22 protein-coding genes are annotated in these 22,928 nt (G+C 72.9%); 14 read left to right on the plus strand and 8 right to left on the minus strand.

Going from position 1 to position 22,928, the window contains the following annotated elements:
- Positions 1–83: 83 nt before the first annotated feature.
- The 5 genes from AC3A3L_RS19570 (at position 84) to AC3A3L_RS19590 (ending at position 6,207) form a co-directional block, all read left to right on the plus strand.
- On the plus strand, positions 84–3,026 hold the full coding sequence (locus tag AC3A3L_RS19570; protein WP_487641715.1) for a helix-turn-helix transcriptional regulator: 2,943 nt from the start codon (positions 84–86) through the stop codon (positions 3,024–3,026).
- Between the two features lie 52 nt (positions 3,027–3,078).
- Positions 3,079–3,849, plus strand: coding sequence for a sucrase ferredoxin (locus AC3A3L_RS19575; RefSeq protein WP_487641716.1), 771 nt, complete (start codon positions 3,079–3,081; stop codon positions 3,847–3,849).
- Between the two features lie 98 nt (positions 3,850–3,947).
- Positions 3,948–4,205, plus strand: coding sequence for a hypothetical protein (locus AC3A3L_RS19580; protein ID WP_487641717.1), 258 nt, complete (start codon positions 3,948–3,950; stop codon positions 4,203–4,205).
- 101 nt (positions 4,206–4,306) lie between these two features.
- Entirely contained in the window at positions 4,307–5,323 is a 1,017-nt protein-coding gene (locus tag AC3A3L_RS19585; RefSeq protein WP_487641718.1) for a cupin domain-containing protein, read from the plus strand.
- The gene (locus AC3A3L_RS19590; RefSeq protein WP_487641719.1) at positions 5,320–6,207 is read left to right on the plus strand and encodes a ferredoxin family protein; all 888 of its coding nucleotides are present in this window, start codon (positions 5,320–5,322) and stop codon (positions 6,205–6,207) included. The genes AC3A3L_RS19585 and AC3A3L_RS19590 overlap by 4 nt, the downstream gene beginning before the upstream one ends.
- A gap of 113 nt (positions 6,208–6,320) precedes the next feature.
- On the opposite strand, the gene AC3A3L_RS19595 is transcribed toward AC3A3L_RS19590, so the two are convergent.
- The 3 genes from AC3A3L_RS19595 to AC3A3L_RS19605 all read right to left on the minus strand — a co-directional run bounded on the left by AC3A3L_RS19595 (position 6,321) and on the right by AC3A3L_RS19605 (position 8,623).
- Positions 6,321–7,328: a hypothetical protein gene (locus AC3A3L_RS19595; RefSeq protein ID WP_487641720.1), complete on the minus strand. Its 1,008-nt coding sequence runs from the start codon at positions 7,326–7,328 to the stop codon at positions 6,321–6,323.
- Positions 7,325–7,624 (minus strand): hypothetical protein, encoded by a 300-nt coding sequence (locus AC3A3L_RS19600; protein WP_487641721.1) that lies wholly within the window; start codon positions 7,622–7,624, stop codon positions 7,325–7,327. Before AC3A3L_RS19600 ends, AC3A3L_RS19595 begins: the two co-directional genes overlap by 4 nt.
- 210 nt (positions 7,625–7,834) lie before the next feature.
- Positions 7,835–8,623: a hypothetical protein gene (locus tag AC3A3L_RS19605; RefSeq protein ID WP_487641722.1), complete on the minus strand. Its 789-nt coding sequence runs from the start codon at positions 8,621–8,623 to the stop codon at positions 7,835–7,837.
- A gap of 104 nt (positions 8,624–8,727) precedes the next feature.
- Between AC3A3L_RS19605 and AC3A3L_RS19610 the strand changes: the two genes are divergently transcribed.
- Positions 8,728–9,258 (plus strand): hypothetical protein, encoded by a 531-nt coding sequence (locus AC3A3L_RS19610; protein WP_487641723.1) that lies wholly within the window; start codon positions 8,728–8,730, stop codon positions 9,256–9,258.
- On the opposite strand, the gene AC3A3L_RS19615 is transcribed toward AC3A3L_RS19610, so the two are convergent.
- Entirely contained in the window at positions 9,245–10,456 is a 1,212-nt protein-coding gene (locus tag AC3A3L_RS19615) for an MFS transporter (RefSeq protein WP_487641724.1), read from the minus strand. The genes AC3A3L_RS19610 and AC3A3L_RS19615 overlap by 14 nt on opposite strands.
- A 71-nt stretch (positions 10,457–10,527) precedes the next feature.
- On the opposite strand from AC3A3L_RS19615, the gene AC3A3L_RS19620 reads away from it, so the two are divergent.
- Positions 10,528–12,471: a M3 family metallopeptidase gene (locus AC3A3L_RS19620; RefSeq protein ID WP_487641725.1), complete on the plus strand. Its 1,944-nt coding sequence runs from the start codon at positions 10,528–10,530 to the stop codon at positions 12,469–12,471.
- 26 nt (positions 12,472–12,497) lie between these two features.
- On the opposite strand, the gene AC3A3L_RS19625 is transcribed toward AC3A3L_RS19620, so the two are convergent.
- The gene (locus AC3A3L_RS19625; protein WP_487641726.1) at positions 12,498–14,504 is read right to left on the minus strand and encodes a M4 family metallopeptidase; all 2,007 of its coding nucleotides are present in this window, start codon (positions 14,502–14,504) and stop codon (positions 12,498–12,500) included.
- Positions 14,505–14,752: 248 nt separating this feature from the next.
- Positions 14,753–15,463, minus strand: a complete 711-nt coding sequence (locus AC3A3L_RS19630) for an SGNH/GDSL hydrolase family protein (protein WP_487641727.1) — start codon at positions 15,461–15,463, stop codon at positions 14,753–14,755.
- Positions 15,464–15,547: 84 nt separating this feature from the next.
- Between AC3A3L_RS19630 and AC3A3L_RS19635 the strand changes: the two genes are divergently transcribed.
- Entirely contained in the window at positions 15,548–16,348 is an 801-nt protein-coding gene (locus tag AC3A3L_RS19635) for a GNAT family N-acetyltransferase (RefSeq protein WP_487641728.1), read from the plus strand.
- A 124-nt stretch (positions 16,349–16,472) separates the two neighbouring features.
- On the opposite strand, the gene AC3A3L_RS19640 is transcribed toward AC3A3L_RS19635, so the two are convergent.
- Entirely contained in the window at positions 16,473–16,763 is a 291-nt protein-coding gene (locus AC3A3L_RS19640; RefSeq protein ID WP_487641729.1) for a Dabb family protein, read from the minus strand.
- A gap of 199 nt (positions 16,764–16,962) precedes the next feature.
- Between AC3A3L_RS19640 and dnaK the strand changes: the two genes are divergently transcribed.
- The 6 genes from dnaK (at position 16,963) to AC3A3L_RS19670 (ending at position 22,074) form a co-directional block, all read left to right on the plus strand.
- Positions 16,963–18,843, plus strand: a complete 1,881-nt coding sequence (dnaK, locus tag AC3A3L_RS19645; protein WP_487641730.1) for a molecular chaperone DnaK — start codon at positions 16,963–16,965, stop codon at positions 18,841–18,843.
- A complete protein-coding gene (grpE, locus tag AC3A3L_RS19650; RefSeq protein ID WP_487641731.1) occupies positions 18,840–19,511 on the plus strand; it encodes a nucleotide exchange factor GrpE in 672 nt (223 codons plus the stop codon). Before dnaK ends, grpE begins: the two co-directional genes overlap by 4 nt.
- Positions 19,512–19,577: 66 nt before the next feature.
- The gene (gene dnaJ / locus AC3A3L_RS19655) at positions 19,578–20,756 is read left to right on the plus strand and encodes a molecular chaperone DnaJ (protein WP_487641732.1); all 1,179 of its coding nucleotides are present in this window, start codon (positions 19,578–19,580) and stop codon (positions 20,754–20,756) included.
- 106 nt (positions 20,757–20,862) lie between these two features.
- Positions 20,863–21,282, plus strand: a complete 420-nt coding sequence (locus tag AC3A3L_RS19660; RefSeq protein WP_487641733.1) for a heat shock protein transcriptional repressor HspR — start codon at positions 20,863–20,865, stop codon at positions 21,280–21,282.
- 1 nt (position 21,283) lies between these two features.
- Positions 21,284–21,745 (plus strand): SRPBCC domain-containing protein, encoded by a 462-nt coding sequence (locus tag AC3A3L_RS19665; protein WP_487641734.1) that lies wholly within the window; start codon positions 21,284–21,286, stop codon positions 21,743–21,745.
- 68 nt (positions 21,746–21,813) lie between these two features.
- A complete protein-coding gene (locus AC3A3L_RS19670) occupies positions 21,814–22,074 on the plus strand; it encodes a hypothetical protein (protein WP_487641735.1) in 261 nt (86 codons plus the stop codon).
- Positions 22,075–22,087: 13 nt separating this feature from the next.
- Here the strand turns inward: AC3A3L_RS19670 and AC3A3L_RS19675 are convergent, their stop codons facing one another.
- On the minus strand, positions 22,088–22,855 hold the full coding sequence (locus AC3A3L_RS19675; RefSeq protein WP_487641736.1) for a lysophospholipid acyltransferase family protein: 768 nt from the start codon (positions 22,853–22,855) through the stop codon (positions 22,088–22,090).
- Positions 22,856–22,928 lie beyond the last annotated feature (73 nt).

The raw sequence follows: 22,928 nt of genomic DNA on the forward strand, positions 1-22,928 counted from the left end.
CGTGTCCGCGCCAACGACACCCAGAAGTGACCCACACCGCGATCGACCCGCGAGTGTCGGACGGGCACGACACAATGTCGTCCGTGCCGGCCCTGCGGACCACCGATCTCATCGGACGCGATGCCGAGCTGGAGCAACTCACCGCCCAGCTCGGCATTCGCACGTCCGGAGGCGCCTCGCGCGCCGCCTTCGAGGGCCTCGCCCCGGCCCGGGCCGTGCTCGTCGGCGGGGACGCCGGCGTCGGCAAGACCCGCCTGCTGATGGCCCTGCGCGACGCGGCGCTCGAGGCCGACTGGCAGGTCGTCGCCGGCCACTGCCTCGACCTCGCCGACAGCTCCCTCCCCTACCTCCCCTTCTCCGAGGTCCTCGGCCGCCTCATGGCCGACCTCCCCGACGTCACGGGCCGCGTGCTCGAGGTGCACCCCACCCTCGCCCGCCTCCAGCCCGGCCGCCGGATCCGCAGCAGCGAGACCGCGTCGGGCGACCAGGCCCTCGACCGCGGCAACGTCTACGACGCGTTCGGCCACCTCCTCGCCGCCGTCGCCGAGCGCGCGCCGGTCCTCGTCGTCGTCGAGGACGCCCACTGGGCCGACGAGTCGACGCGCGACATGCTGAGCTTCCTTTTCTCCCGCCCGGTGCCGGGCATCGCGCTCGTCGTGTCCTACCGCGCCGACGACCTCCACCGCCGCCACCCGCTCCGTCGCCAGGTCGCGGAGTGGATGCGCCTGCGCGGTGTCGACCGGCTCCAGGTGGAGCCGCTCGCCGACGACGCCGTACGCCTCCTCGTGCGCGCGCTCCACCCGTCCACGCTGTCCGAGGCGGAATACGTCTCCATCGTCGACCGCGCGGAGGGCAACCCGTTCTTCATCGAGGAGCTCGTCGGCGCCGCGCGGTCCGGCCAGGTGCCGGGCGAGCTCGCCGACGTGCTGCTCGTCCACCTCGACCGCCTCGACGAGACGACGCGGCGCGTGGTGCGGCTGGTCTCGGTCGCGGGCCGCCAGGTCAGCCACAACCTGCTGGCCGCCGTCTCCGACCTCGACGCCACCGAGCTCGAGAGCGCGCTGCGCAACGCAGTCGACGCCCACGTCCTCGTCGCCTCGCGCGGCGGCACCTACGCCTTCCGCCACGCCCTGCTCGGTGAGGCGGTCTACGACGACCTGCTGCCCGGAGAGCGGATGCGGCTGCACGCCGACTTCGTCGCCGCCCTGGGGGAGGGGCGGGCCATCGGGACGGCCGCCGAGCTCGCGCAGCACGCCCGCCGCGCCGACGACCGACCGGTCGCCGTCCGCGCCTCCATCGAGGCGGGCGAGGAGGCGCTGGCGGTCGGCGGCCCGGCCGAGGCGGCGACCCACTTCCTCGACGCGCTCGAGCTGGTCGACACCGCGCACGAGCCGGTGCCCGACGTCGACGTCTTCGCGCTCACCCGCCGGTGCGCCGAGGCGCTGATCGCATCCGGGCGGGTGCAGAAGGCGGTGAAGGTCCTCCGGGCGCGGCTCGCGACCCTGCCGGTCGACGCCACCGCCGTCGACCGCGGCCAGCTGCTCACGTCCTTGGCGTCGGCGCTGATGCTCACCGACACCACCGAGTCGCCGCGCGAGACCGCGGCCGAGGCGGTCGAGCTGCTGCGGGGCGGCCCGCCCAAGCTCCTGGCCCGGGCGCTCCTCGTCCACGCCCAGAGCCTCGGCGGGTGGCACGCCGACGAGGCGCGGAGCATCGCGCTGCAGGCTCTCGAGCTGGCCGAGCGCAACGACCTCACGAGCCTCGCTGTCGAGCTCCACGCGACCGTGGCCGGTCTCGACCCGGAGGGCGGGGCGAGCCCCAGCGCCGGGTGGAGGGCCGCCGCCGACCGGGCGCGGCGAGCCGGACTGATCGAGCCCGAGCTCCGCGCGCTCTACCTCCTCGGCCGGCTCCACCACGACGAGGGCGACCTTCCCCGGGCCGTCGAGGTCTACCGCGAGGTGATCGAGCGCAGCGAGGTCGGGGGGCTGACCTGGTCGCCCTACCCCGCCGAGGCCCGGCTGCTGCTGGCGGTCGCGCTCACCCACCAGGGCCTGCTCGACGAGGCGTGGGACCTCCTCGACGTCAGCGGGCAGAACCCGCCCATGGTCTTCGAGTGGCTCTACTTCGCCCACCAGATGCTGATCACCATCGGCATCCGCGGCCGCCGCAAGGAGCAGGCCCTCGAGCGGCTGCGCGACTACTGGGGCACCGACGGACTGACGGCCATCTCCTCCGGTGGCGCCGAGATCATGCGGGCAGCCGCCGCCGCTGACGGCCGTCTGGCGGTGTCGGTCTACGACGACGTGGTGGCTGTCGTCGTGCCGCTGTGGCACGAGTGGTTCCAGGCGCGGCTCCGGTTCGCGACCCTCACCCTGGCGGCCCTGGCTGCTGCCGCCCCGCGCCAGTCGGCGGAGGAGCGCGAGTCCGCGGCGCACGACGTCGAGCGGCTGATGGCCGACGGCGGTCGGGTGATCGACTTCTACGCCCCTTACGACGGCAGCCACGGCCCGGAATACCGCATGTGGGTGGCCCGGCGCACCGCCGAGCACCTGCGCTGGCGCTGGTTGGCCCAGGTCGACCCGCCCTCCGCCGACGACCTCTGCGCGGCATGGCGCAGCGCGGAGGAGACGGCCGTCGCCTACGGCAGCGTCCCCGAGGTGGCGCAGGCCCGCGTGCGGCTGGCCGGAGTGCTGCGCGCCGTCGGTGACGCAGCCGGCGCCCGGGCCGTCGCCGACCTGGCCCGTGAGGCGGCCCGTGCTCTCGGCGCCCAGCCGATGCTCGACGAGCTGACCGCCCAGGGATCCACGCCCGCGCCCGCGACCTCCGCCCAGACGGCGACGCTCACGCCGCGGGAGGGGGAGATCCTCGCCCTCGTCTCAGAGGGACGCTCCAACGGCGAGATCGGCAAGCAGCTCTTCATCAGCACCAAAACCGTGTCGGTCCACGTCTCCAACATCCTCGCCAAGCTCGAGGCCGCGTCGCGCACGGAGGCCGCCGCGGTGGCCCGCCGCCGCGGCCTGCTCTGAGTCGCGACCCCAGGAGGCCCACGGGTGGGACCCGTCGGTCAGACTTCTCGCCATGCCTGACTTCCGGTGCTCGATCGCCAGCCTCGTCGACGACGAGCCGATGGTCGGCACGGCGCCCACCGACGCCGAGATCCTGCTCGTCGAGAGCCCCGGCCCGTGGGGCCGCGACGCGGTCAGCGACAACCGCCTCCCCGAGCCGGTCCGCGAGCACCTCGCGTCGCTGGACATGAAGGTCTTCCTGCTCCGCCGGCCCGACGGCACCGCCGGTCCCGGCACCCACGTCTTCCACGCCCGTGCCACCGAGACCGGCTACGACGTGCGCGCCGCGGTGCTCGACCGGCCGGACGACCTCCTCCGGCTCGACCTGGCCGCGATGTCGGCGTACGACGACCCGCTGTGGCTGGTCTGCACCAACGGCAAGCGCGACCGCTGCTGCGCCGAGATCGGCCGGCCGATCGCCGGCCGGCTCGCGGCGACCTGGCCCGACGGCACGTGGGAGACCACGCACCTCGGCGGGCACCGCTTCTCCGGCACCCTGCTGGGACTTCCCAGCGGGATCACGCTGGGACGGCTCGACAGCGACACCGCCGTCGACGCGTGCGCCGCCGTCGAGCGCGGCGAGGTGCCGCTGCCGTGGACGCGCGGCCGGGCGGGCCGGCCGGCCGTCGACCAGGCCCGCGAGCTGCACGTGCTCTCCGGTGGCGACCCGGCCGACGAGATCGTGGCCGTGCCGGGCCCGTCGCGGCGGCAGTCGTGCGGCGACGACAAGGTGAAGGGCACGACCCGTTTCGAGGTCCGGGAGACGGAGTCCGTCGGGGGCTGACCCCGTCCCCAGGGGTGTGGGACGGTGGAGGCGGCGCGCACCAGACTCGACGCCAGACCCGGGACGGACCGTCCGTCGCGGCACAGCGAGGAGGAATCATGACGACTCCCGGAAACCCGCTCGGCGACGACGAGATGAGCACCGAGGGCGTCGACCCGACCGGTGTCGCAGCCGGGCCCGGCACGGATGCCGACGGCACCGACGCCGACGGCACGGACGGCGACTCGACGGATGCCACCGACGGCGACTCCACCGACGCGGACGGCACCGACGCGGACGGCACCGACGGCGACTCGACGGATGCCACCGACGGTGACTCCACCGACGCCGACGGCACCGACGGGACCGCGCTCTGAGCGCTCTCGACCGCCTGACCGGTGACGCCCAGACCTTCGTCGACAAGGTCTGGGCGTCCTCGGTCCACGTCCACCGCACCGACCCGGCGTACGGCGCCGAGGTGCTCTCGCTCGCCCACGTCGACCACCTGCTCACCGAGACCGCGATCCGCACCCCCGCGGTCCGGGTCGCCCGCAACGGCTCGGTGCTGCCGGAGTCGTCGTTCACCCGGGGCGGCAGCCTTGCCGGCAAGCCGCTCACCGGGCTGGTCGACCCGGTCAGGCTGATGCGCCTGCACGACGAGGGCGCCACCATCGTCCTGCAGGGCCTGCAGCGCTACTGGTCACCCGTCGGCGACCTGGTCGCGGAGCTCGAGCTCGAGCTCGGCCACCCCTGCCAGGCCAACGCCTACCTCACCCCGCCCGGAGCCCAGGGCTTCGCGGTCCACACCGACTCCCACGACGTGTTCGTGATGCAGACCCACGGCACGAAGATGTGGGAGGTGCACGGTGAGGGCGGCCCGGGCGACCTCCTGCTCGAGCCGGGGGTCGTGGCCTACCTCCCCACCGGCACCCCCCATGCCGCACGGGCGCAGGAGTCGGTCTCGCTGCACCTCACGATCGGCATCAACCAGCTGACCTGGCGCAGCCTCGTCACGCGCGAGGTCGGGCGCCTGCTCGCCGACGTTCCCGACGACCACGTCCCGGCCGGCTACCTCGACGACCCCGCGCGCCTGTCCGAGGGCCTCGCCGACCACCTGGCGGGCGTCGCCGACGCCATACGCCGCCTCGACCCCGCCGCGCTCGCCATCGACCAGGCCGAAGGATTCGTCAGCGGCCGTCCGCCGCGGCTGGCCGGCGCACTGCTCGACCGCGATGCCCTCGCGACCGGGATCGGGGTCCGTACGCCGCTGCGGCGGCGTCGCGGGCACCCGTGCGTCCTCGTCGACGACGGTGACCAGGTCCGGGTGATGATCGGCGACCGCGTCCTCCGCGTGCCGGCGCGGGTGCGGCCGGCGCTCGAGCACGTCGCCGACCACGCTGAGCTGACGCCGGGCGACCTCCCGCTCGACGACGAGAGTGCGCTCGTGCTGAGCCGGCGGCTGGTGCGGGAGGGCCTGCTCGAGGTCGTCCGGTGACCGACTTCCGGTGCGCGACCGCCAGCCGGGCACGCGGCGACGAGCTCGCGGGCACCGCCTCGACGGTCCGCAGCTACCTGCTCCTCGAGCATCCCGGCCCGTGGGGCACCGACGCCCTGCGCGACGCGCGGCTGCCCGACGGGCTCGGTGCCCACCTGCAGGGGCAGGCGCGGCAGCACCGGGTCCGGGTGCTGCTCGTCCGCAGGCCCGGGAGGCGCGCCGGCGACGGACCGACCCGGGCGGTGGCGGCCCGCGCAGCCGGTGCGGCCTCGTGGGCGGAGGCCACCGACCTCGACCGCATCGACGACGTCCGCGACCTCGACCTGGCCGCGCTCGGAGCCGGCCGCTCGCTCGGCCTGGAGCCGGAGGCGGCACCGGTCCTGGCCGTCTGCACGCACGGACGCCACGACGCCTGCTGCGCCGAGCTCGGCCGTCCGGTCGCCCTCGAGCTGGCGTCCGGCCCGCACGCCGCCGCCGTCTGGGAGACCTCCCACGTGGGTGGCGACCGGTTCGCCGGCAACCTCGTCGTGCTGCCCCGCGGCCTCTACTACGGCGGGCTCGACCCTGAGTCGGCCCGAGAGGTCGCGGCGGCCACGGCCAGGGGCGAGGTGGTGCTCGAGCACCTCCGCGGTCGCTCGGACCTGTCGATGCCGGCGCAGGCCGCCGACATCGACGTACGCCGCCGGCTGGGCCTGACCGGCTTCGACGACGTGCGCGTCGTGGCGGCGCGCACGGCCGGCGACGTCACGACCGTGGAACTCGAAGCAGCGGGCGAGCCTCTCGAGGTGCGGGTGCGGCGGGTGCTGGGCGCCGGGCAGGTGCTCACCTGTCGCGCCGGCCGGGAGAACCCGGTCACGAGCTACGAGGTCGAGCCGGTCGCCTGACGGTCGCCCGGGTGGTGAGTGAGGCAGGTTCTGGGCGCCGAAAAGGTGTCCAGCTCACCGCTGCCCGGCGCGGGCGTCGTACGACGAGCGCGGGGCGAGCGGGCCGAAGGGGCTCAGCCCAGCCGGTCGCGCAGGTCGGTCGGCCGGTCCGGCTGCCACTCGGCGCGCTCGACGACGAGGCGGGGGCGCCCGGCCTCGGCGTCCTGGAGGTCGCGGGCGGCGCGGTTGGCCTGAGCCTGCTCGCGCTGGGCCACGGCCTCGGCGTCGCGCATCTCGACCTTGGCCTCGGTGAGCTCGCGGTGGAGTGCCTGGACCTTGGCGGCCTGGGCCTGGATCTCCTCGGGTGGCGCCTCGGCGAGCACGAGGTCCTCGAGCCTGCCGAGCGCGGTCTGCTCGCGCCGGCGCAGCGCGTCGACCGTGCTGCGGGCGGCGTCGGCGGCATCGCCCGCCTCGACGGCCTCGCGAGCCTCCTCCGCCGCCTCGCGACGCAGCTCGCCGAAGCGCACCTGGTTGGCCCCCGCGGGGACGAGCTTGGCGCGGTCCTTGTCGGGGTGGACGCCGGCGTGCTCGGCCAGCGCCTTGACGAGGTCACGAGTGGCGGCACGGCGGGCGTCGCGGAGCTCGATCTTGGTCTCGAAGCAGGCCTGGTAGGCCTTCCAGTCGCTCTCCCACGCGTCGGCCTGCTTCTGGGTGGCGTCACCGGGCAGCGTCTCGACCGGGGGCCAGATGCGGTTGTCGCGGACCTCGAGCCCCTTGCTGACGGCGAAGTCGCGCAGCTGCTCGAGGCCCTCGCGGTGACGGCGCAGCACGTCGCTGTAGGCGTTGATCGCACGGCCGAGGCCGCGGAGGTTGTCGCGGACCGTCGCCGACTCCTCGTGGCGGCGGCCGGCGCGGTCGCGGAGCGTGTCGGCGGCCTCCCCGGCGAAGACGTCCTCCGAGAGCATCGAGGTGCGCTCGAACGCGTCGACGGCGAGCTCGACCTTGGCGGCGAGCCGGCGCACGGAGTCGCCGTAGGAGTCCACCTTGCCGGGCTCGAGCCAGTGGTAGTGGCAGCCGATCGGGTCGCCGAACTGGAACTTGTCCTGCTGCGTCTCGATCCGGTCGACGACGACCCGGGTCATGGCTTCACCTGGTCGAGCTTGGCGGCGAACGTGGCGGCCTCGCCGACCATGAGGTCGAGCTCGTCGAAGTCGATGATCGAGTCGTCGACGGCGGCCGCGAGCGTGCGGCACTTCTTCGCGACCTGCTCGGCGTCGTCGACCAGGCTGCGGACCCCCTCCACCACCAGGTCGCGCCAGGGGAAGTCGTCGGCGGGGTGGTCGATGTCGCCGAGGGCGGACCGCAGGTCCTCGCGGGCGGAGTCGAGCTCCTCCTTGGCGCCTCGCAGCGCCCGCTGGTTGATCGCGATCGGCCTCATGGCGTTCTTCTGCCCCGATGAACGGCGTCGAAACCAGAAGTCGTGGAACTGTGAACTACGCGGTCATCCGGTCTGGACCGGAGCTCCGGAGCCGACCAACCGGTCCGTCGATCGGACCGAAGCCGTGCACCCGCCGGCTCGTCGTGCGTAGTCCCTGGGCGGTGGAGGTCGTTCGGTCCGATCGACGGTCGTCCGGGATCCGTCACGCCATCACACGTGGCCGCTGAGCTGGGCCATCCGCAGCTCGAGCCGGCCGAGGAGGTCGCTGCACGCCTTCTCCGGCATCGCGGAGTGCTTGTCGCCGCCGCGTGCGCACACGGGGAGCACGTCGATCGACAGCTTCGCGCCGCCGGCGAGCGCGCGCAGCTCGTCGAGCTTGTCGCCGAACGGGGTGCCGCTGCCGGGGGAGTAGTAGTGCACCGCGGCGTCGACGTCGTCGGCGAAGAGGTCGGCCTTGGTGACCGCGACGACCAGCCACGTCGGGCGGTCGCGGCGCACGGCCATGCTCGCGATCCGGTGGGCCGTGATGGCCCAGTCCTCGAGCTCGGCGGCCAGCTGCTCCTCACGGGTGGCGAGCGCCGTGCCGGTGGTGCCGCCCGTGCGGCGCGGGGTCGCGTGGCCCCAGGCCACCACGTGCAGGACGCCGTCGACGGGCTCGTCGTGGAAGACCTCGTCGAGGGCGCCGAGGCGGGTGGCGGCGTTCTCGCCCGGGACCACCCGGAAGCGGTAGCCACGCAACCGCGTGGTGCGACGGGTACGACGCTCCATCACCGCGGAGCCCGCGTCGGCCCCGCCGGCCGACTCCGCGCTGGCGCGCCGGGACAGCCGGTCGGCCAGGCGTGTCTTGCCGACACCGGTCATGCCGGTCACCGCCACCGTCGGGTAGCGGTGCCGCAGCAGGCGGGAGGCCCGCTCGGGGGCCTGGGAGAGGGCGGCGAGGGCGCCGGTGGCGATGGTCGTGCCGATGGCTGCCTTGCCGTGTCGCAACGGTGACTGCATGGCCCCATCCTGTCGGACGGGCGTTCGCCGGTTGGCCATGCAACCAGCCATCTTGGATGATGGCGGCGCACCGAGCACCCGCGTGAAAGGTCCCTCCCCACCGCATGGACACCGAGAACCGCCCCGTGCTGACCGGGCTCATCGCCCTCGTCGGCGTCGCCGTGGCCATCGGCCTGCTCGGCGGCCTGGCCGTCCTCGCCGGCGTCAAGGTCACCGGCATCGGCGGTGACACCGGAGCCGGCGACGAGCCGAGCTCCTCGGCGACCTTCCGGCTGCCCAAGCCCTCGGAGACCAGCACCGAGACCACGCCCGAGGACTCGACCGGGACCAGCCCGGGCACCGAGACCACGTCGGAGGCGCCGGCCACGGCCATCTCCCTCTCGGCCGCGCAGCAGTCCGTGAGCCCGATGCAGCAGATCGACCTCACCGGGACCTACCAGGCGGGCGAGGGCGCGATCCTGCAGGTGCAGCGGAAGGAGAACGGCGCGTGGTCCGACTTCCCGGTGACCATGTCGGTCAGCGGCGGCACCTTCGCGACGTACGTCCAGACCAGCCGCACCGGTCCCAACGAGTTCCGCGTCGTCGACACCGACTCCGACGTCGTGTCCAACGAGGTGACGATCACCGTCGGCTGAGTGCCGCCCGGGCCAGGTCGACACGCCTGGTCCAGTAGCCCACCCACCCGGCGCCGGCCAGGCAGAGCACGCCGACGGTCGCGCACGCCGCCGCCAGCGGCGCGACCGCAGCGACCGCGCTGACCAGCAGTGGCCCTCCGGTGTTGCCGATGTCGCCGCACAGCCGCCACGCGCCGAGGAACTGCGACCTCCCGTCCTCGGGTGCGGCGTCGGCGCCGAGCGTCATCACGATTCCCGAGCCGAGACCGTTGCCGCACGCGATCAACGCCATCACGAGGGCGACCGACACGGCCGTGGTGGCGAGGGGCAGCAGCAGGCAGGCCACGGCCATCGAGAGCACCACCGGCACGGCGACGACCATCCGGCCGCGGGTGTCCATCAGCCAGCCGCCCGGCCACATGAACGCCACGTCGATGGCGGCGGCGCCGGCGAAGATGAGGGACGTCGTCGAGGCGGAGAGCCCGACGTGCTCGGCCCACAGCGGCAGCAGGCTGAGCCGGAGCGACCGGCTCGCCCCGAGGATCACCACGGCGGTGCCCAGCGTGGCGAGCAGTCGGCGGTGCGCGGCGATGACCGTCCACACGCCCAGGTGGCCGGTCGCCCTGGCGGCGGCACGCTTCTCCTCCCCGAGGTCGGGCATCGTGGCCGCGAGCAGGGCGGCGAGCACCGACATGGAGGCGCCCAGCCAGAAGACGCTCGTCAGGTCGGAGACGGAGATCAGCGCGGCGCCGATGAGCGGACCGACCAGCACGCCGACGCGGTAGGACCCGCCGAGCAGCGACATCGCCCGCGCGCGGTGGGTGGCGGGGACGACGTCGATCATGAAGCCCTGGCGAGCGATGAGGAACAACGTCCAGCACACGCCGCTGAGCAGGACGCCGGCTGCCAGGCCCAGGACCGAGTCGGTCAGTGCCGCGAAGACCATCGCGCAGGCGTCGACGAGGCCCGCGGCCACGAGCGCCCGCCGCTCGCCGATCCGCGCGATGAGGGCCCCGGACGGCAGGCTCGCGATGAGCTGCCCGACGCCGAGGAGGGCGACGATGGCCGCCGCGACGCTGACGTCGGCGCCGAGGTCGCGGGCGCGAAGGGCGAGGACCGGGAGCATCGCGCCGTGGCCGATGGCGGAGACGATCGAGGGGCCGTACGCCACGAGCCAGATGTCGCGGAAGCGGAAGTCCTGCGTGGTCCCCGAGCTCACCGGCGCATTCTCGCAGCAGGCCCGGGATCAACCCGGTGGAGCCGCTCACGGAGCGGTCGTAGGCTCCCCACGTGGACCACCGGACCGAGACCCAGCCCGCACCCATCGACCTCCCCGGCGGCGGTGACTGGCTCGCGTGGGTGTCGCAGCGCTGCCAGGAGCAGCTCGACGAGGCACAGCGCCAGGTCGGGCTGGTCAAGGCAGGCTCCTCGGACGCCCCCGTCGTGCTCGTCGCGTGGAACAAGGCCGAGACGGCGATCGCCAACGCCGAGGCCGTCTCGCTGTGGGCCGAGGTGCACCCCGACGCGGACGTCCGCGACCGCGCCGACGACCTGAGCCAGCAGGTGCAGAAGTACGTCACCGAGCTCGGCCTGGACCGCGACCTCTACGCCGTCTTCGACCGGCTCGCGACCGACTACGACCTCTCGGACCTCGACGCCGACGCCCGGCGGGTCCTCGAGCACACGCTGCGCGACTTCCGCCGTGCGGGCGTCGATCGCGACGAGGCCACCCGCGACCGGCTCCGCGAGCTCAGCGAGCAGGGCGTCAAGCTGTCCCAGGACTTCGGCCGCAACATCCGCGACGACGTCCGGTCGATCCGGATCGCGCCCGAGCGGCTCGCCGGGCTGCCCGACGACTACCGCGCCGCCCACGAGCCCGGCGCGGACGGCCTCGTCACCATCACCACCGACTATCCCGACCTGGTCCCGTTCATCACCTTCGGTGCCGACGCCGAGGCCCGCCACGAGCTGGCGCTGGCGCAGAACAACGTCGCGTGGCCGGCCAACGACCGGGTGCTGCAGGAGCTCCTCGCGGTGCGTCGCGAGACCGCGGACCTGCTCGGCTACGCCTCGTGGCCGGACTACGACACCGAGGTCAAGATGATCGGCAACGGCCGGGCCGTCGCCGACTTCATCGACCGGGTGGGCGAGGCGGCCAAGGAGCGCGCCGGCGACGAGGTGGGCGTCCTCCTCGAGCGCAAGCGCGCCGACGACCCGTCGGCGGACGCCGTCGCCACCTACGACTCGCGCTACTACTCCGAGCTCGTCCGGCGCGAGCAGTACGACGTCGACGGCCAGGTCGTGCGCACCTACTTCCCGTTCGAGCAGGTCCGCCAAGGCCTCCTCGACGTGACCGGCCGGCTGTTCGGCCTGGCCTGGACGCCCGTCTCCCGCGAGGACGCCGGCACGTGGCACGACGAGGTCGCCAGCTACGACGTCGACCTCGACGGCACCCGCATCGGGCGGATCCACCTCGACCTGCACCCGCGCGAGGGCAAGTTCAAGCACGCCGCCCAGTTCGACATGGTCAAGGGCATCGCGGGGGAGCAGCTCGCGGAAGGCGTGCTGGTCTGCAACTTCAACCGCGGCCTGATGGAGCACGACGAGGTCGTGACCCTCTTCCACGAGTTCGGCCACCTCGTCCACCACGTCCTCGCCGGGCAGGGCGAGTGGGCCCGCTTCTCCGGGGTCGCCACCGAGTGGGACTTCGTCGAGGCGCCCAGCCAGATGCTGGAGGAGTGGGCCTGGGACGCCGACGTGCTGGCGACCTTCGCGCGCAACGAGGCGGGCGAGACCATCCCGGCCGACCTGGTCGCGGCGATGCGCCGGGCCGAGCAGTTCGGCAAGGGGCTGTACGCCGTGCAGCAGATGTCGTACGCCGCGCGGTCCTACTTCTTCCACGCCGGCCCGCACGACGACCTCACGGCCTACGGCGACGAGCTGCAGCGCCGCTACTCGGTGTTCCCGCCGCTCGAGGGTGCCCACATGCACTGCGCCTTCGGCCACCTCGACGGCTACTCGTCGGGCTACTACACCTACATGTGGTCGCTGGTCATCGCGAAGGACCTGTTCTCGGCGTTCGACCGCGACGACCTGTTCGCCCCCGACGTCGCCCTCGCCTACCGCGACAAGGTCCTCGCCAGAGGCGGTCGCCAGGACGCTGCGGACCTCGTCGCCGACTTCCTGGGCCGGCCCTACTCCTTCGACAGCTGGGCTGCCTGGCTGGAGGAGTAGGACCGGCCGTCAGGATCGGCTGGGCGTCAGGAGACGTTCAGCGCGGTGTCGTCGACCACGAAGCTGGTCTGCAACGAGGAGTCCTCGGTCATCGTGAAGCGGATGGTGACCGTCTTCCCCTTGTAGGCGGTGAGGCTGTGCGAGTACTGCGTGTAGGTCGCGTTGGTGCCCACGTTGCTGAAGCTGCGCAGCGTCGTGGCCGTGCTCCCGTCGACGACCTGCACGCGCATGGTGTCGTACGCCGTCGAGCCGCTCTCGGCGGTGTCGGTGCGGATCCAGTACGACAGCGTGGCCGCGGTCGCCGTGGACGGGATGGTCACCGACTGGTTGATCGTCTCGGTGCCCGCGGAGCCGTTGCCGCCGAGCCAGAGCTTCCAGGACCCGGTACGGGCCGGGCGGCCCGTGTTGTTGGTGATCGGACCGGCGGTGCCGGTCCAGGTCGTCGCGCCGGACTCGAAGCCCGGGTTGCCGAGCAGGTTGCCACCGGTGGGCGGGGGCGTGGTGGTGCCGCCGCAGGTCGGGTCGCCCGTCTGGGCCGGCACGTTGACGGCGTTCCAGGCGGCCTTCACGGCGTTGAACTGGGCGCAGCTGCTGTCCAGGTTCTTGGCCGCGGTGAGCGTCCAGGTGCGGTACTTCAGGTAGTTCGACGAGCTGGTCTTCATCAGCATCGCGTTGTAGAGGACCTTGATGGCCGCCTGCTCGCCGATGCCGGTCACGGACTGGCCGTTGCACCTCGAGGCGCCGCCACGCGAGAGCAGGTAGAACCAGTGGTCGCCGGGGCCGGCGGCCGCGTGGACCTCGGCGTTCGGGATGGAGCTCGAGTAGCACGAGGGGTCGCCCACGTTGGCCGGGTTGGAGCCGTCGCGGATCGGGCCCTGGCCGACGAGGTTGATCTCCTCACCGATCGTGTGGTCCGGCACGTCGTACGGCGACGGCTGGGCGTCGTAGTACTCGGTGGCCGTCGCGAGCGCGTCGCCGATGAACTCCTGCGTGCCGCCGCCGGAGATCCCGCCGGGGGTCCTGTCGTCGACGCCGTGGCCGAACTCGTGCGCGACGACGTCGATCGAGGAGATCCACTGGTTGGCGTTGTTGTGGCCGATCTGGACCTGCGTGCCGTCGTAGTAGGCGTTCACGTCGTTGAGGCCGACGCGGATCGGCACCCAGCCACCCGAGCCGTTCATGCCGCTGCGGCCGAGCCACGACGACATCATCGACTTCATCTGCTGCGCGGCGTAGAGCGCGTCGACGCAGCCCGTCTCCTTGCTGGTCGCGTTGCCGTTGCCCCACAGGTCGTCGGTGCCCGAGAACGTCGCGTTGGTGGCGGCGTCCTGGCACTTCAGCGTGGTCGCCGTCGGGTCGGTCATGGTGTAGCTGCTGCCCGACCCGCTCGTCGCGATCGGCAGCGGGTTGGGGCCGGAGTAGGCCGCCGTGCCGGAGCCGTGGGCGATCTGCTCGCGCGCCTCGAGGACGCTGCCGTCCTTGGCGTCGACCCAGACCTTCTGCCACGACACCTCGCCGGCGTCGGTGCCGCGGACCTCGACCTCGTACGCCAGGCGGGTGCCGGCGTCGCGGTGCCAGATCACCAGCTCCGGGGCGGAGGCGTCGGTGACCTGGTCGACCTGGCCCCTGGCGACGGCGGCCGCGCGGGCCGCGGGCACCTGGGCGGTGGTGGAGGCGATGTCGACGGGCGCCTCCTGGGCGACCGACGACCCGACGACCCGGCCGTCGGCGTCGGCGAGGACGACGAAGTCGCCGCCGACCACGCGCAGGCCCTCGTGGGTCCGCTCGTAGGCCATCGAGTAGATGCCGTTGTCGCCCTCGAAGGTGCCGGCCCGGACGAACGCGTCCGAGGCGGCGCGCTCGAGCGCCTTGGCATGGCCCTTGACCCAGGCGCTGGCCGCCTGCTGGGCCTCGAGGCGGGGATCGCCCGCCGAGGGTGCGGCGCCGGCCGAGGTGACGGTCGGGGCCAGGAAGGACGCAGCGACGGCGGACGCTGCGATACCGGCCAGGACGGCCGGACGGAGTGATTTCACTGGGGTTTCCAATCATGAGTCGCGCCGGACGGCGCGAGGGTGGATTGGGGTGATGCGGACCACTGCACAAACTCGCAATCGGCAGAGAGGGCGTCAATGAGCGCCGATCTGCGTGTTCGTGCAACGCGAGAAGATGCACCGTTCGGCCGATTTTCGGCGGAAGTGTCCGATAGCCGAGGTCGTGCCGGGCTCAGTGGCCGATCATCGGATCGGCGACGTCGTTCCGCCGTCGCTGAGCGGCGGGCGGCTCAGCGGCCGAGCAGGGCCGGTCGAGCCGGCGCCACGTCGGCGATGCGGGCGGCGACGGCGTCGCCGAACTCGCGGTGACCGCCGTCGGTGAGGTGGAGCCGGTCGTCGAGGTAGTCCAGGTCGAGGTCGCTCGTGCGGACGTAGGGGACGCCGTACAGGTCGGCGAGCACCTCGAGGCGCTCGTCGACGCGGGGGACGGCGCCCGCGCGGAGCGGAGCCGTCGCGGGGCCGACGATGACCACGCGGCTGCCGGCGAGGTCGGCCATCAGCTCGCGGAAGCCGCGGTCGATGGCGCGTGCCGGCTGGTCGTAGTCGTTGAGGCCGCCCTCGACCACGACGAGCCGCGGACGCACGCCCAGCGCCGTCGGCGTGCGGTCGTGGAAGGAGACGCGGCCGCAGCCACTGGCCCCGGCGCTGAAGCCCGAGCCGGAGAACCCGCTCACGTGGACCTCGCCCGGGAGCCGCGCGGCCCAGGAGCCGGCCAGGTCGTCGAGGCCGAGGCCGACCGACCACGAGTCACCGATCACCAGGACCCGCTGGCCCTTGCCCGTGACGACCGACGCGCGCTCGCGGGCATCGAGACGGTGCTGCTGGCACCGGGTCGGGCCGGCGTCGGCGACGTCGGCGACGTAGAACGCCATGAGGGCAGCGATCAGCAGCGCGATGGTCGAGGCGCCGATGACCCGGCGCAGGTTCCCCCGATGGAGCACGAGAGAATTCTGCGGCCTCGGAGCCGGTTCGCGCAGGCGAAAACCCCTGAGATTCCCCTGACTTCGGCACCTAGGGTGCCGCCCATGACGACCGACGCCCTCCTGGCGGCCTACGACGAGCAGCTCCGCACCGACGCCGAGATGGCCCGGGCGCAGGAGGTCGTGCGGCACGGGCCGCTCCTGTGGGCCGTCTTCGACCACGGCGGGTTCGTGTCCTACCGCGACCTCGGCGGCCTCGACGGCGAGGCGCTCGACGGTCTCGTCGAGCGCACGGTCACCCACTTCCGCGACGACACCGACGTCGCGTCGTTCGAGTGGAAGTCCCGCGGCCACGACCTCCCCGCCGACCTCGGCGACCGGCTCGTCGCCCACGGCTTCGTCGCCGAGCCCCGGGAGACCGTGATGATCGGGGAGGCATCCCTCCTCGCCGTCGACGTACCCCTCGCCGAGACGCCCGAGGGCCCCGTCGTCGTACGCCGCATCGAGCCGGGTCCCGCGGCCGTCGACGACCTCACCCGGATGCTCGCCGCGCAGAACGCCGTCTTCGGGGGAGATCGCGGCCCGTCGGTGGCGTCGTCACTGCGCGAGCTCGAGTCCGACGGCTCGGAGTTCTGGGTCGCCGAGGTCGGCGGCCGTGTCGTGTGCGGCGGCCGGCTCACCCCGGTCGAGGGCACCGAGTTCGCCGGCATCTGGGGCGGCTCGACGCTGCCGGACTACCGCGGCCGCGGCATCTACCGCGCGCTCGTCGCCGCCCGCGCCCGCTCGGCGCTCGCGCGCGGCATCCGGCTCATCCACTCCGACTGCACCGACATGTCGCGCCCGATCCTCGAGCGCTCCGGGCTGCGCGCTGTGACCACCACGACGCCGTACGTCTGGTCCCGCTGAGGGCGCCGGTCCGCTCGCAGAATCCCCGCTCGAGCGGGGAAGCTCTCACTCGGAGGCCTTTGCAACCCCCTCCAGGAGCAAGATTCCGCCTACAAGTCTCGCAGCCGTCCCCGGCGCGGCGGCATCAGAGAGGCGCGTAGTCGATCTCCAGGAAGTCGGCCACCTCGGGCACCCAGCGGTCGGCGACGAAGGACGTGTGGACCGGGTGCTCGTTGTAGCCGTCGTACGCCGCCTGGTCGGCGAACTCCATCGAGAAGCCGAAGGCGAAGTCGTTCTTCGGGCTCGTCTGCCGCAGCTGCTCGAACGCCGTGACGCCCGGGATGTCGGCCAGGGCCTCGGCGGACGCCAGGAAGTCGGCCTCCTCCGGGGAGCCGGGGGCGTGGTGGAGCCGGAACGCGACGGTGTGGCGGATCATGCGCCAAGGCTAGAGGGAGCCAGGTCACACGAAATTCCTGTCCGGATCGGGGAACATCCGGCCCGGACCTGCGTTGTACCCCATGAACAGACTTGAGTGAGACCGACTCAACTGTTTTGCCTCCTCCGCGGAAGCGCGGCAGGATGGCACGCAGACTCACGTCATCCACACGCACGTCCCACAGCAGGAGGAACACACCATGGCTCGAGCGGTCGGCATCGACCTCGGCACGACCAACTCCGTCGTCGCCGTCCTTGAGGGTGGCGAGCCCACCGTCATCGCCAACGCCGAGGGCGCCCGGACCACCCCGTCCGTCGTCGCCTTCACCAAGTCCGGCGAGGTCCTCGTCGGCGAGGTCGCCAAGCGACAGGCGGTCACCAACGTCGACCGCACCATCCGGTCCGTCAAGCGCCACATGGGCGAGGACTGGAAGGTCGACATCGACGACAAGACCTTCACCCCCCAGCAGATCAGCGCCTTCGTGCTGCAGAAGCTCAAGCGCGACGCCGAGGCCTACCTCGGCGAGACGGTGACCGACGCGGTCATCACCGTCCCGGCCTACTTCTCCGACGCGCAGCGCCAGGCCACCAAGGAGGCCGGTGAGATCGCCGGCCTCAACGTCAGCCGCATCGTCAACGAGCCCACCGCGGCCGCGCTGGCCTACGGCCTCGACAAGGGCGAGGACCAGACGATCCTCGTCTTCGACCTCGGTGGCGGCACGTTCGACGTGTCCCTGCTCGAGATCGGCGAGGGCGTCGTCGAGGTCAAGGCGACCTCCGGCGACAACCACCTCGGTGGCGACGACTGGGACAACCGCGTCGTGGAGTGGATGGTCAAGAAGTTCAAGGACTCCAACGGCGTCGACCTGGCGGCCGACAAGATCGCCAAGCAGCGCCTCCAGGAGGCCGCTGAGAAGGCGAAGATCGAGCTCTCCTCGTCCAGCGAGACCACGATCCACCTGCCCTACATCACCCACGGCGAGTCCGGCCCGCTCCACTTCGAGGAGAAGCTGACCCGCAGCGAGTTCCAGAAGCTGACCGCCGACCTGCTCGAGCGCACCAAGGCGCCGTTCCAGTCGGTCCTCAAGGACGGCGGCGTCGCGGTCTCCAACATCGACCACGTGGTCCTCGTCGGCGGCTCGACCCGCATGCCGGCCGTGACCGAGGTCGTCAAGGAGCTGCTCGGCGGCAAGGAGCCCAACAAGGGCGTCAACCCCGACGAGGTCGTCGCCGTCGGCGCCGCGCTCCAGGCCGGTGTCCTCAAGGGAGAGGTCAAGGACGTGCTGCTCCTCGACGTCACCCCGCTGTCCCTCGGCATCGAGACCAAGGGCGGCGTGATGACCACGCTGATCGAGCGCAACACCACGATCCCGACCAAGCGCTCCGAGATCTTCACCACCGCCGACGACAACCAGCCGTCGGTCGAGATCAAGGTCGCCCAGGGCGAGCGCCAGATGTGGAGCCAGAACCAGCCCCTCGGCAACTTCGAGCTGACCGGCCTCCCGCCGGCCCCGCGCGGCGTGCCGAAGATCGAGGTCACCTTCGACATCGACGCCAACGGCATCGTCCACGTCTCCGCCAAGGACCAGGCGTCCGGCCGCGAGCAGTCGATGACCATCTCCGGCGGCTCGGCGCTCGGCAAGGACGAGATCGACCGCATGGTCAAGGAGGCGGAGCAGTACGCCGAGGAGGACGCCAAGCGTCGCGAGGCGGTCGAGACCCGCAACCAGGGCGACCAGCTCGTCTACACGACCGAGAAGTTCCTCGGTGACAACGCCGACAAGCTGCCCGAGGACGTCAAGACCGAGGTCCAGGCCGACGTCGACGCGCTGAAGGAGACGCTGGCCAAGGAGGACGCCTCCCCCGAGGAGATCCAGGCCGGCATCACCAAGCTGGGCGAGTCCAGCCAGAAGATGGGCGCTGCGATGTACGCCGCCGCCGAGGCCGACCAGGCCGCTGCGGGCGGTGCCACCGGGGCGACCGGCGAGTCCGACGACGACGTGGTCGACGCCGAGATCGTCGACGAGCAGACCGACGGCCCGACCGACGGCGGCTCGACCGACGAGGGTGAGTCCAAGTGACCGATCGCCCCGTCGAGCCCACCCCGGGCCCCGAGGCGACCGACCTCCCGGAGGGGGAGCCCACCGCGGCTCCCTCTCCGGAGGGCTTCGGCGACGCCGCCGGTGAGGCGCCCGCCCAGACCGAGGTCGAGGAGCAGGTGGCAGGCGACGCCGTCGCCGGCGACGACCCCGGCACCGCGGAGGAGCGCCCGGACTCCGGAGGGGCCTCCGACGTCGACACCGAGGAGGACCAGCTCGCCGCCATGAAGGGTTCGCTCGCCGACCTGACCAACGACCTGCAGCGCCTGCAGGCCGAGTACGCCAACTACCGCAAGCGGGTCGACCGCGACCGGCAGCTGGTGGCCGAGACGGCCGCCTTCAAGGCGCTGACGCCCGTCATCGAGGTGCTCGACACCATCGACCGGGCCAAGGAGCACGGTGAGCTCGAGGGTGGCTTCAAGGCCGTCGCCGACCAGCTCGAGCGCGTCGTGGCGAGCGCAGGCCTGGTCCGCTTCGGCGAGCCGGGCGACGCGTTCGACCCGACGCTCCACGAGGCGCTGAGCCACCTCGGCGCCGACGCCGAGGTCCAGGTCACGACGGTCAAGCACGTCGCCAAGGGCGGCTACCGGATGGGCGAGCGCGTCGTCCGCGCCGCCCAGGTGCTCGTGGTCGACCCGGCCGACGCCTGACCGCGCACCACGCACCCCCGCACACGCACCCCGATGACCCTGTCGACGACGGAGGGAGGTTGATCCATGGCTGACAACGAAGGTTTCCGCAACGACTGGGCGACCAAGGACTTCTACCAGGTCCTCGGCGTCGCCAAGGACGCCAGCGCGGCCGACATCAAGAAGGCCTACCGCAAGCTGGCCCGGGCCAACCACCCCGACTCCAACCCCGGTGACGACGCCAAGCACGAGACGTTCAAGGCCGTTGCCGAGGCCTACGACGTCGTCGGCGACGAGGCCAAGCGCGCCAAGTACGACGAGTTCCGCTCGCTGCAGGCGCGCGGCGGCTTCGGCGCCGGCATGGGCGGCGGGGGATTCGGCGGCGGCGGTGGCGGCGGGTTCAACCTCGACGACCTGCTCCGCGACCGCGGCGGCGCGGGCGGCGGCCTCGGCGACATGTTCGGCGACCTGTTCGGGGGCGCCCAGCGCGGGCGTACCCAGCAGGCCCGGCCGCGCCGTGGCGCCGACGTCGAGAGCTCGGCGACCATCGGCTTCACCGACGCGCTCGACGGCGTGACGGTGTCGCTGCGCCTGACCTCCGACTCGGCATGTCCGACGTGCCAGGGCACCGGCGGCAAGCCCGGCACCCGGCCGCACATCTGCCCCGAGTGCGAGGGCGCGGGCTTCGTCGTCGCCGGCACGGGCGGGGCGTTCTCCATCAACGAGACCTGCCCCGCCTGCGGTGGGCGCCAGCTGGTGTACGACGAGGCCTGCCCGACCTGCCACGGCAGCGGGCGCGGCACCTCCGCGCGCACCATCCAGGCCCGCATCCCCGCAGGGGTCAAGGACGGCGCGAGGATCCGGCTCAAGGGCAAGGGCGCGCCCGGCGACAACGGCGGCCCGGCCGGCGACCTGTTCGTCAAGGTCAAGGTCACGCCCCACCGGGTCTTCGGTCGCAAGGACGACAACCTCACCATCGACGTCCCCGTCTCCTTCGACGAAGCGGCCCTCGGCGGCGAGGTGAAGATCCCGACGCTGGGCGGTGCGCCGGTCACGCTCAAGCTGCCCCCGGGCACGCCCAACGGCCGGACCTTCCGGGTCCGCGGCAAGGGCGCCACCAAGCGTGACGGCAGCAAGGGCGACCTGCTCGCCACCGTCGAGGTCAAGGTCCCGGCCAACCTCGACCCGACCGCTCGCGAGGCCCTCGAGGCCTACCGCGCGGCCACCGCCGGCAAGCCGCTCCGCGCAGGACTCTTCGAAGGATGAGCGTCTTCCAGCCCCCGTCCCCGGACGCCGCCGTCCAGTTCACCCCACGACGTTCTTCATCTCCCCCGCTTCGCTCCTCCGCTGAACAACGCCGCAGGGACCCCGCATGAATCCGTCTTCCTACTCGCGCGAACCCAACCTCGATGCTGCCGTCTACGTCATCTCCGTCGCCGCGGAGCTGACCGGGCTGCACCCGCAGACCCTGCGCGCCTACGAGCGCATGGGCCTGATCCAGCCGGGTCGCACCGGTGGCGGCGGTCGTCGCTACTCCCACCGCGACATCGAGCGGCTGCGCGAGATCGCCGACCTCACGAGTGCCGGCATCGGCATCGAGGGCGTACGCCGCATCATGCAGCTCGAGCTGCAGGTCGACGCGCTCCGCGCCCGCAACGAGGAGCTCGTCGCCGAGCTGGAGGCGCTGCGGAGCGGGCTCGCCGCGCGTGCCGCGGTCCAGCCGGCCAACAAGCTGCCGGTGCTGCACCAGGCCGTCGGCCAGTCCGTCGTCGTCTGGCGCCGAGGGTCCTGACGTGCCGCGCATCGACCGGGCCGTCACCGACGTCGCCGCCCCGCCGGACGAGGTGTACGCCGCCTTCGTCGACGCCGACGCACTCGCCGCGTGGCTGCCTCCCGACGGCATGACCGGCGAGATCTCCGACGCCGACCTGCGTGCGGGCGGCGGCTTCACGATGACGCTCCGCTACGACGAGGCTCCCGAGGGCGGGGGCAAGACGACCGAGCGCACCGACGTCTCCCGCGTCGCGATCGACGAGCTGGTCGAGCCCGAGCGGGTGGTGTGGGGCGTCGAGTTCGACACCGACGACCCGGACAACGCCGGCCGGATGACGATGACGTGGACCTTCGCCGCTCGCGACAAGGGCACCCGCGTCGCGATCGACGCCACCGACGTACCTCCCGGCATCGACGTCGACGCGCACCAGCAGGGTCTCGACGCCTCGCTGGCCAACCTCGCGTCCTGGCTCGCAGGCTGAGTCGCCGCTCGTGGGCGGACGCGCCGCCTGTCGGTGCGGCTGCGTAGGGTTCTCGGCGTGATCGAGCGATGAGCAAGATGGACAACCTGCGTGCGATGCGCGAGGCCCGCTACGCCGAGGCCCAGAAGCGAGCGGGCTCGGCGCCGGCCAGGCCGAAGGCGCCGGTGGCACCGCCCGTCGCAGCCGCGACGAAGGCCACTGCGTCGAAGCGGGAGGCTGTGCCCGCGGCGACTGCTGCAGCGGACGGCCTCTGCGGCCACCGCAACATGAGCGGCCGCACCTGCACCCGCGAGCACGGGCACCCGCAGAAGAGCCACCGCTACTCCTGACGGCCCACACGGGTCACGCGCTCAGTGCCTCCGCCGGCACGCCGCTGGCGTACGGCGCCGGCTCCCCGCGGAGCTCGGCGACCTGCGACACCAGCACCGTCATCACCTCGTCGGCCACTCGGCGCACGGTGGCGTCGTCGACCGGCTGGTCGCCGCTCACGCCCGCCAGGCGGCGTACGTCGATCGGGTCCCCGACCGCGACCCGCACCCGCGGGCGCAGGACGGTGTTGCGCAGCAGCCGCGAGGCGATGCCGATGGGCCCCACGACCCGGTGGGCGCCGACCAGGGCGACCGGCACGACCGGGGCGCCGGTGCGGAGGGCAAGGCGGACAGCGCCGGTCTTGGACCGCTCGGGCCAGTGCTGTGGATCGCGCGTGATGCGTCCCTCGGGGAAGAGCCCGACGGCCTCACCGGCCCCGAGCGCGGTGGCCGCGGCGTCGAGCGAGCCGGCGGCGGCGTCGGTGCCGCGGAGGACGGGGATGAACCCGAGGCGGCGGACGACCGGCCCGACCAGCCCCGACCGGAAGACGCCATCGGTCGCCATCAGCCGCAGCGAGCGGCCGAGGCGTCGGCCGACGAGGGCCAGCAGGATGCCGTCGGCGAAGCTCGTGTGGTTGGCGACCACGATGACCGGCCCGTCCGGGAGCTGGGCGTTGGGGACGGCACGACGGGTGAGCTCGAGGCGGCTGACCGCGGAGACGACGGTGCCGAGGAGGCTGGCGGCGAAGGCGTACAGGAGGGCGGCGCGGAGGCCCGGGCGCTGCCAGGTGCTGGGTTCCATGGGGCGAGTGTGGAGCAGGCTGCTCGTCCCGCGCCTGCGTATGAGAACTCAGGTCCGGCGATCGCGAACACCA

This window comes from Nocardioides sp. Soil_C_8 (assembly GCF_057656315.1).

What these genes read in the sequence shown, in the direction of transcription:
- AC3A3L_RS19605 (WP_487641722.1), bottom strand. Translation starts at nt 8,623, where the DNA reads ATGCAGTCACCGTTGCGACACGGCAAGGCAGCCATCGGCACGACCATC.
- AC3A3L_RS19635 (WP_487641728.1), top strand. Translation starts at nt 15,548, where the DNA reads ATGACGACCGACGCCCTCCTGGCGGCCTACGACGAGCAGCTCCGCACC.
- AC3A3L_RS19580 (WP_487641717.1), top strand. Translation starts at nt 3,948, where the DNA reads ATGACGACTCCCGGAAACCCGCTCGGCGACGACGAGATGAGCACCGAG.
- AC3A3L_RS19640 (WP_487641729.1), bottom strand. Translation starts at nt 16,763, where the DNA reads ATGATCCGCCACACCGTCGCGTTCCGGCTCCACCACGCCCCCGGCTCC.
- AC3A3L_RS19575 (WP_487641716.1), top strand. Translation starts at nt 3,079, where the DNA reads ATGCCTGACTTCCGGTGCTCGATCGCCAGCCTCGTCGACGACGAGCCG.
- AC3A3L_RS19660 (WP_487641733.1), top strand. Translation starts at nt 20,863, where the DNA reads ATGAATCCGTCTTCCTACTCGCGCGAACCCAACCTCGATGCTGCCGTC.
- AC3A3L_RS19675 (WP_487641736.1), bottom strand. Translation starts at nt 22,855, where the DNA reads ATGGAACCCAGCACCTGGCAGCGCCCGGGCCTCCGCGCCGCCCTCCTG.
- AC3A3L_RS19600 (WP_487641721.1), bottom strand. Translation starts at nt 7,624, where the DNA reads ATGAGGCCGATCGCGATCAACCAGCGGGCGCTGCGAGGCGCCAAGGAG.
- AC3A3L_RS19670 (WP_487641735.1), top strand. Translation starts at nt 21,814, where the DNA reads ATGAGCAAGATGGACAACCTGCGTGCGATGCGCGAGGCCCGCTACGCC.
- dnaK (WP_487641730.1), top strand. Translation starts at nt 16,963, where the DNA reads ATGGCTCGAGCGGTCGGCATCGACCTCGGCACGACCAACTCCGTCGTC.
- AC3A3L_RS19610 (WP_487641723.1), top strand. Translation starts at nt 8,728, where the DNA reads ATGGACACCGAGAACCGCCCCGTGCTGACCGGGCTCATCGCCCTCGTC.
- dnaJ (WP_487641732.1), top strand. Translation starts at nt 19,578, where the DNA reads ATGGCTGACAACGAAGGTTTCCGCAACGACTGGGCGACCAAGGACTTC.
- AC3A3L_RS19595 (WP_487641720.1), bottom strand. Translation starts at nt 7,328, where the DNA reads ATGACCCGGGTCGTCGTCGACCGGATCGAGACGCAGCAGGACAAGTTC.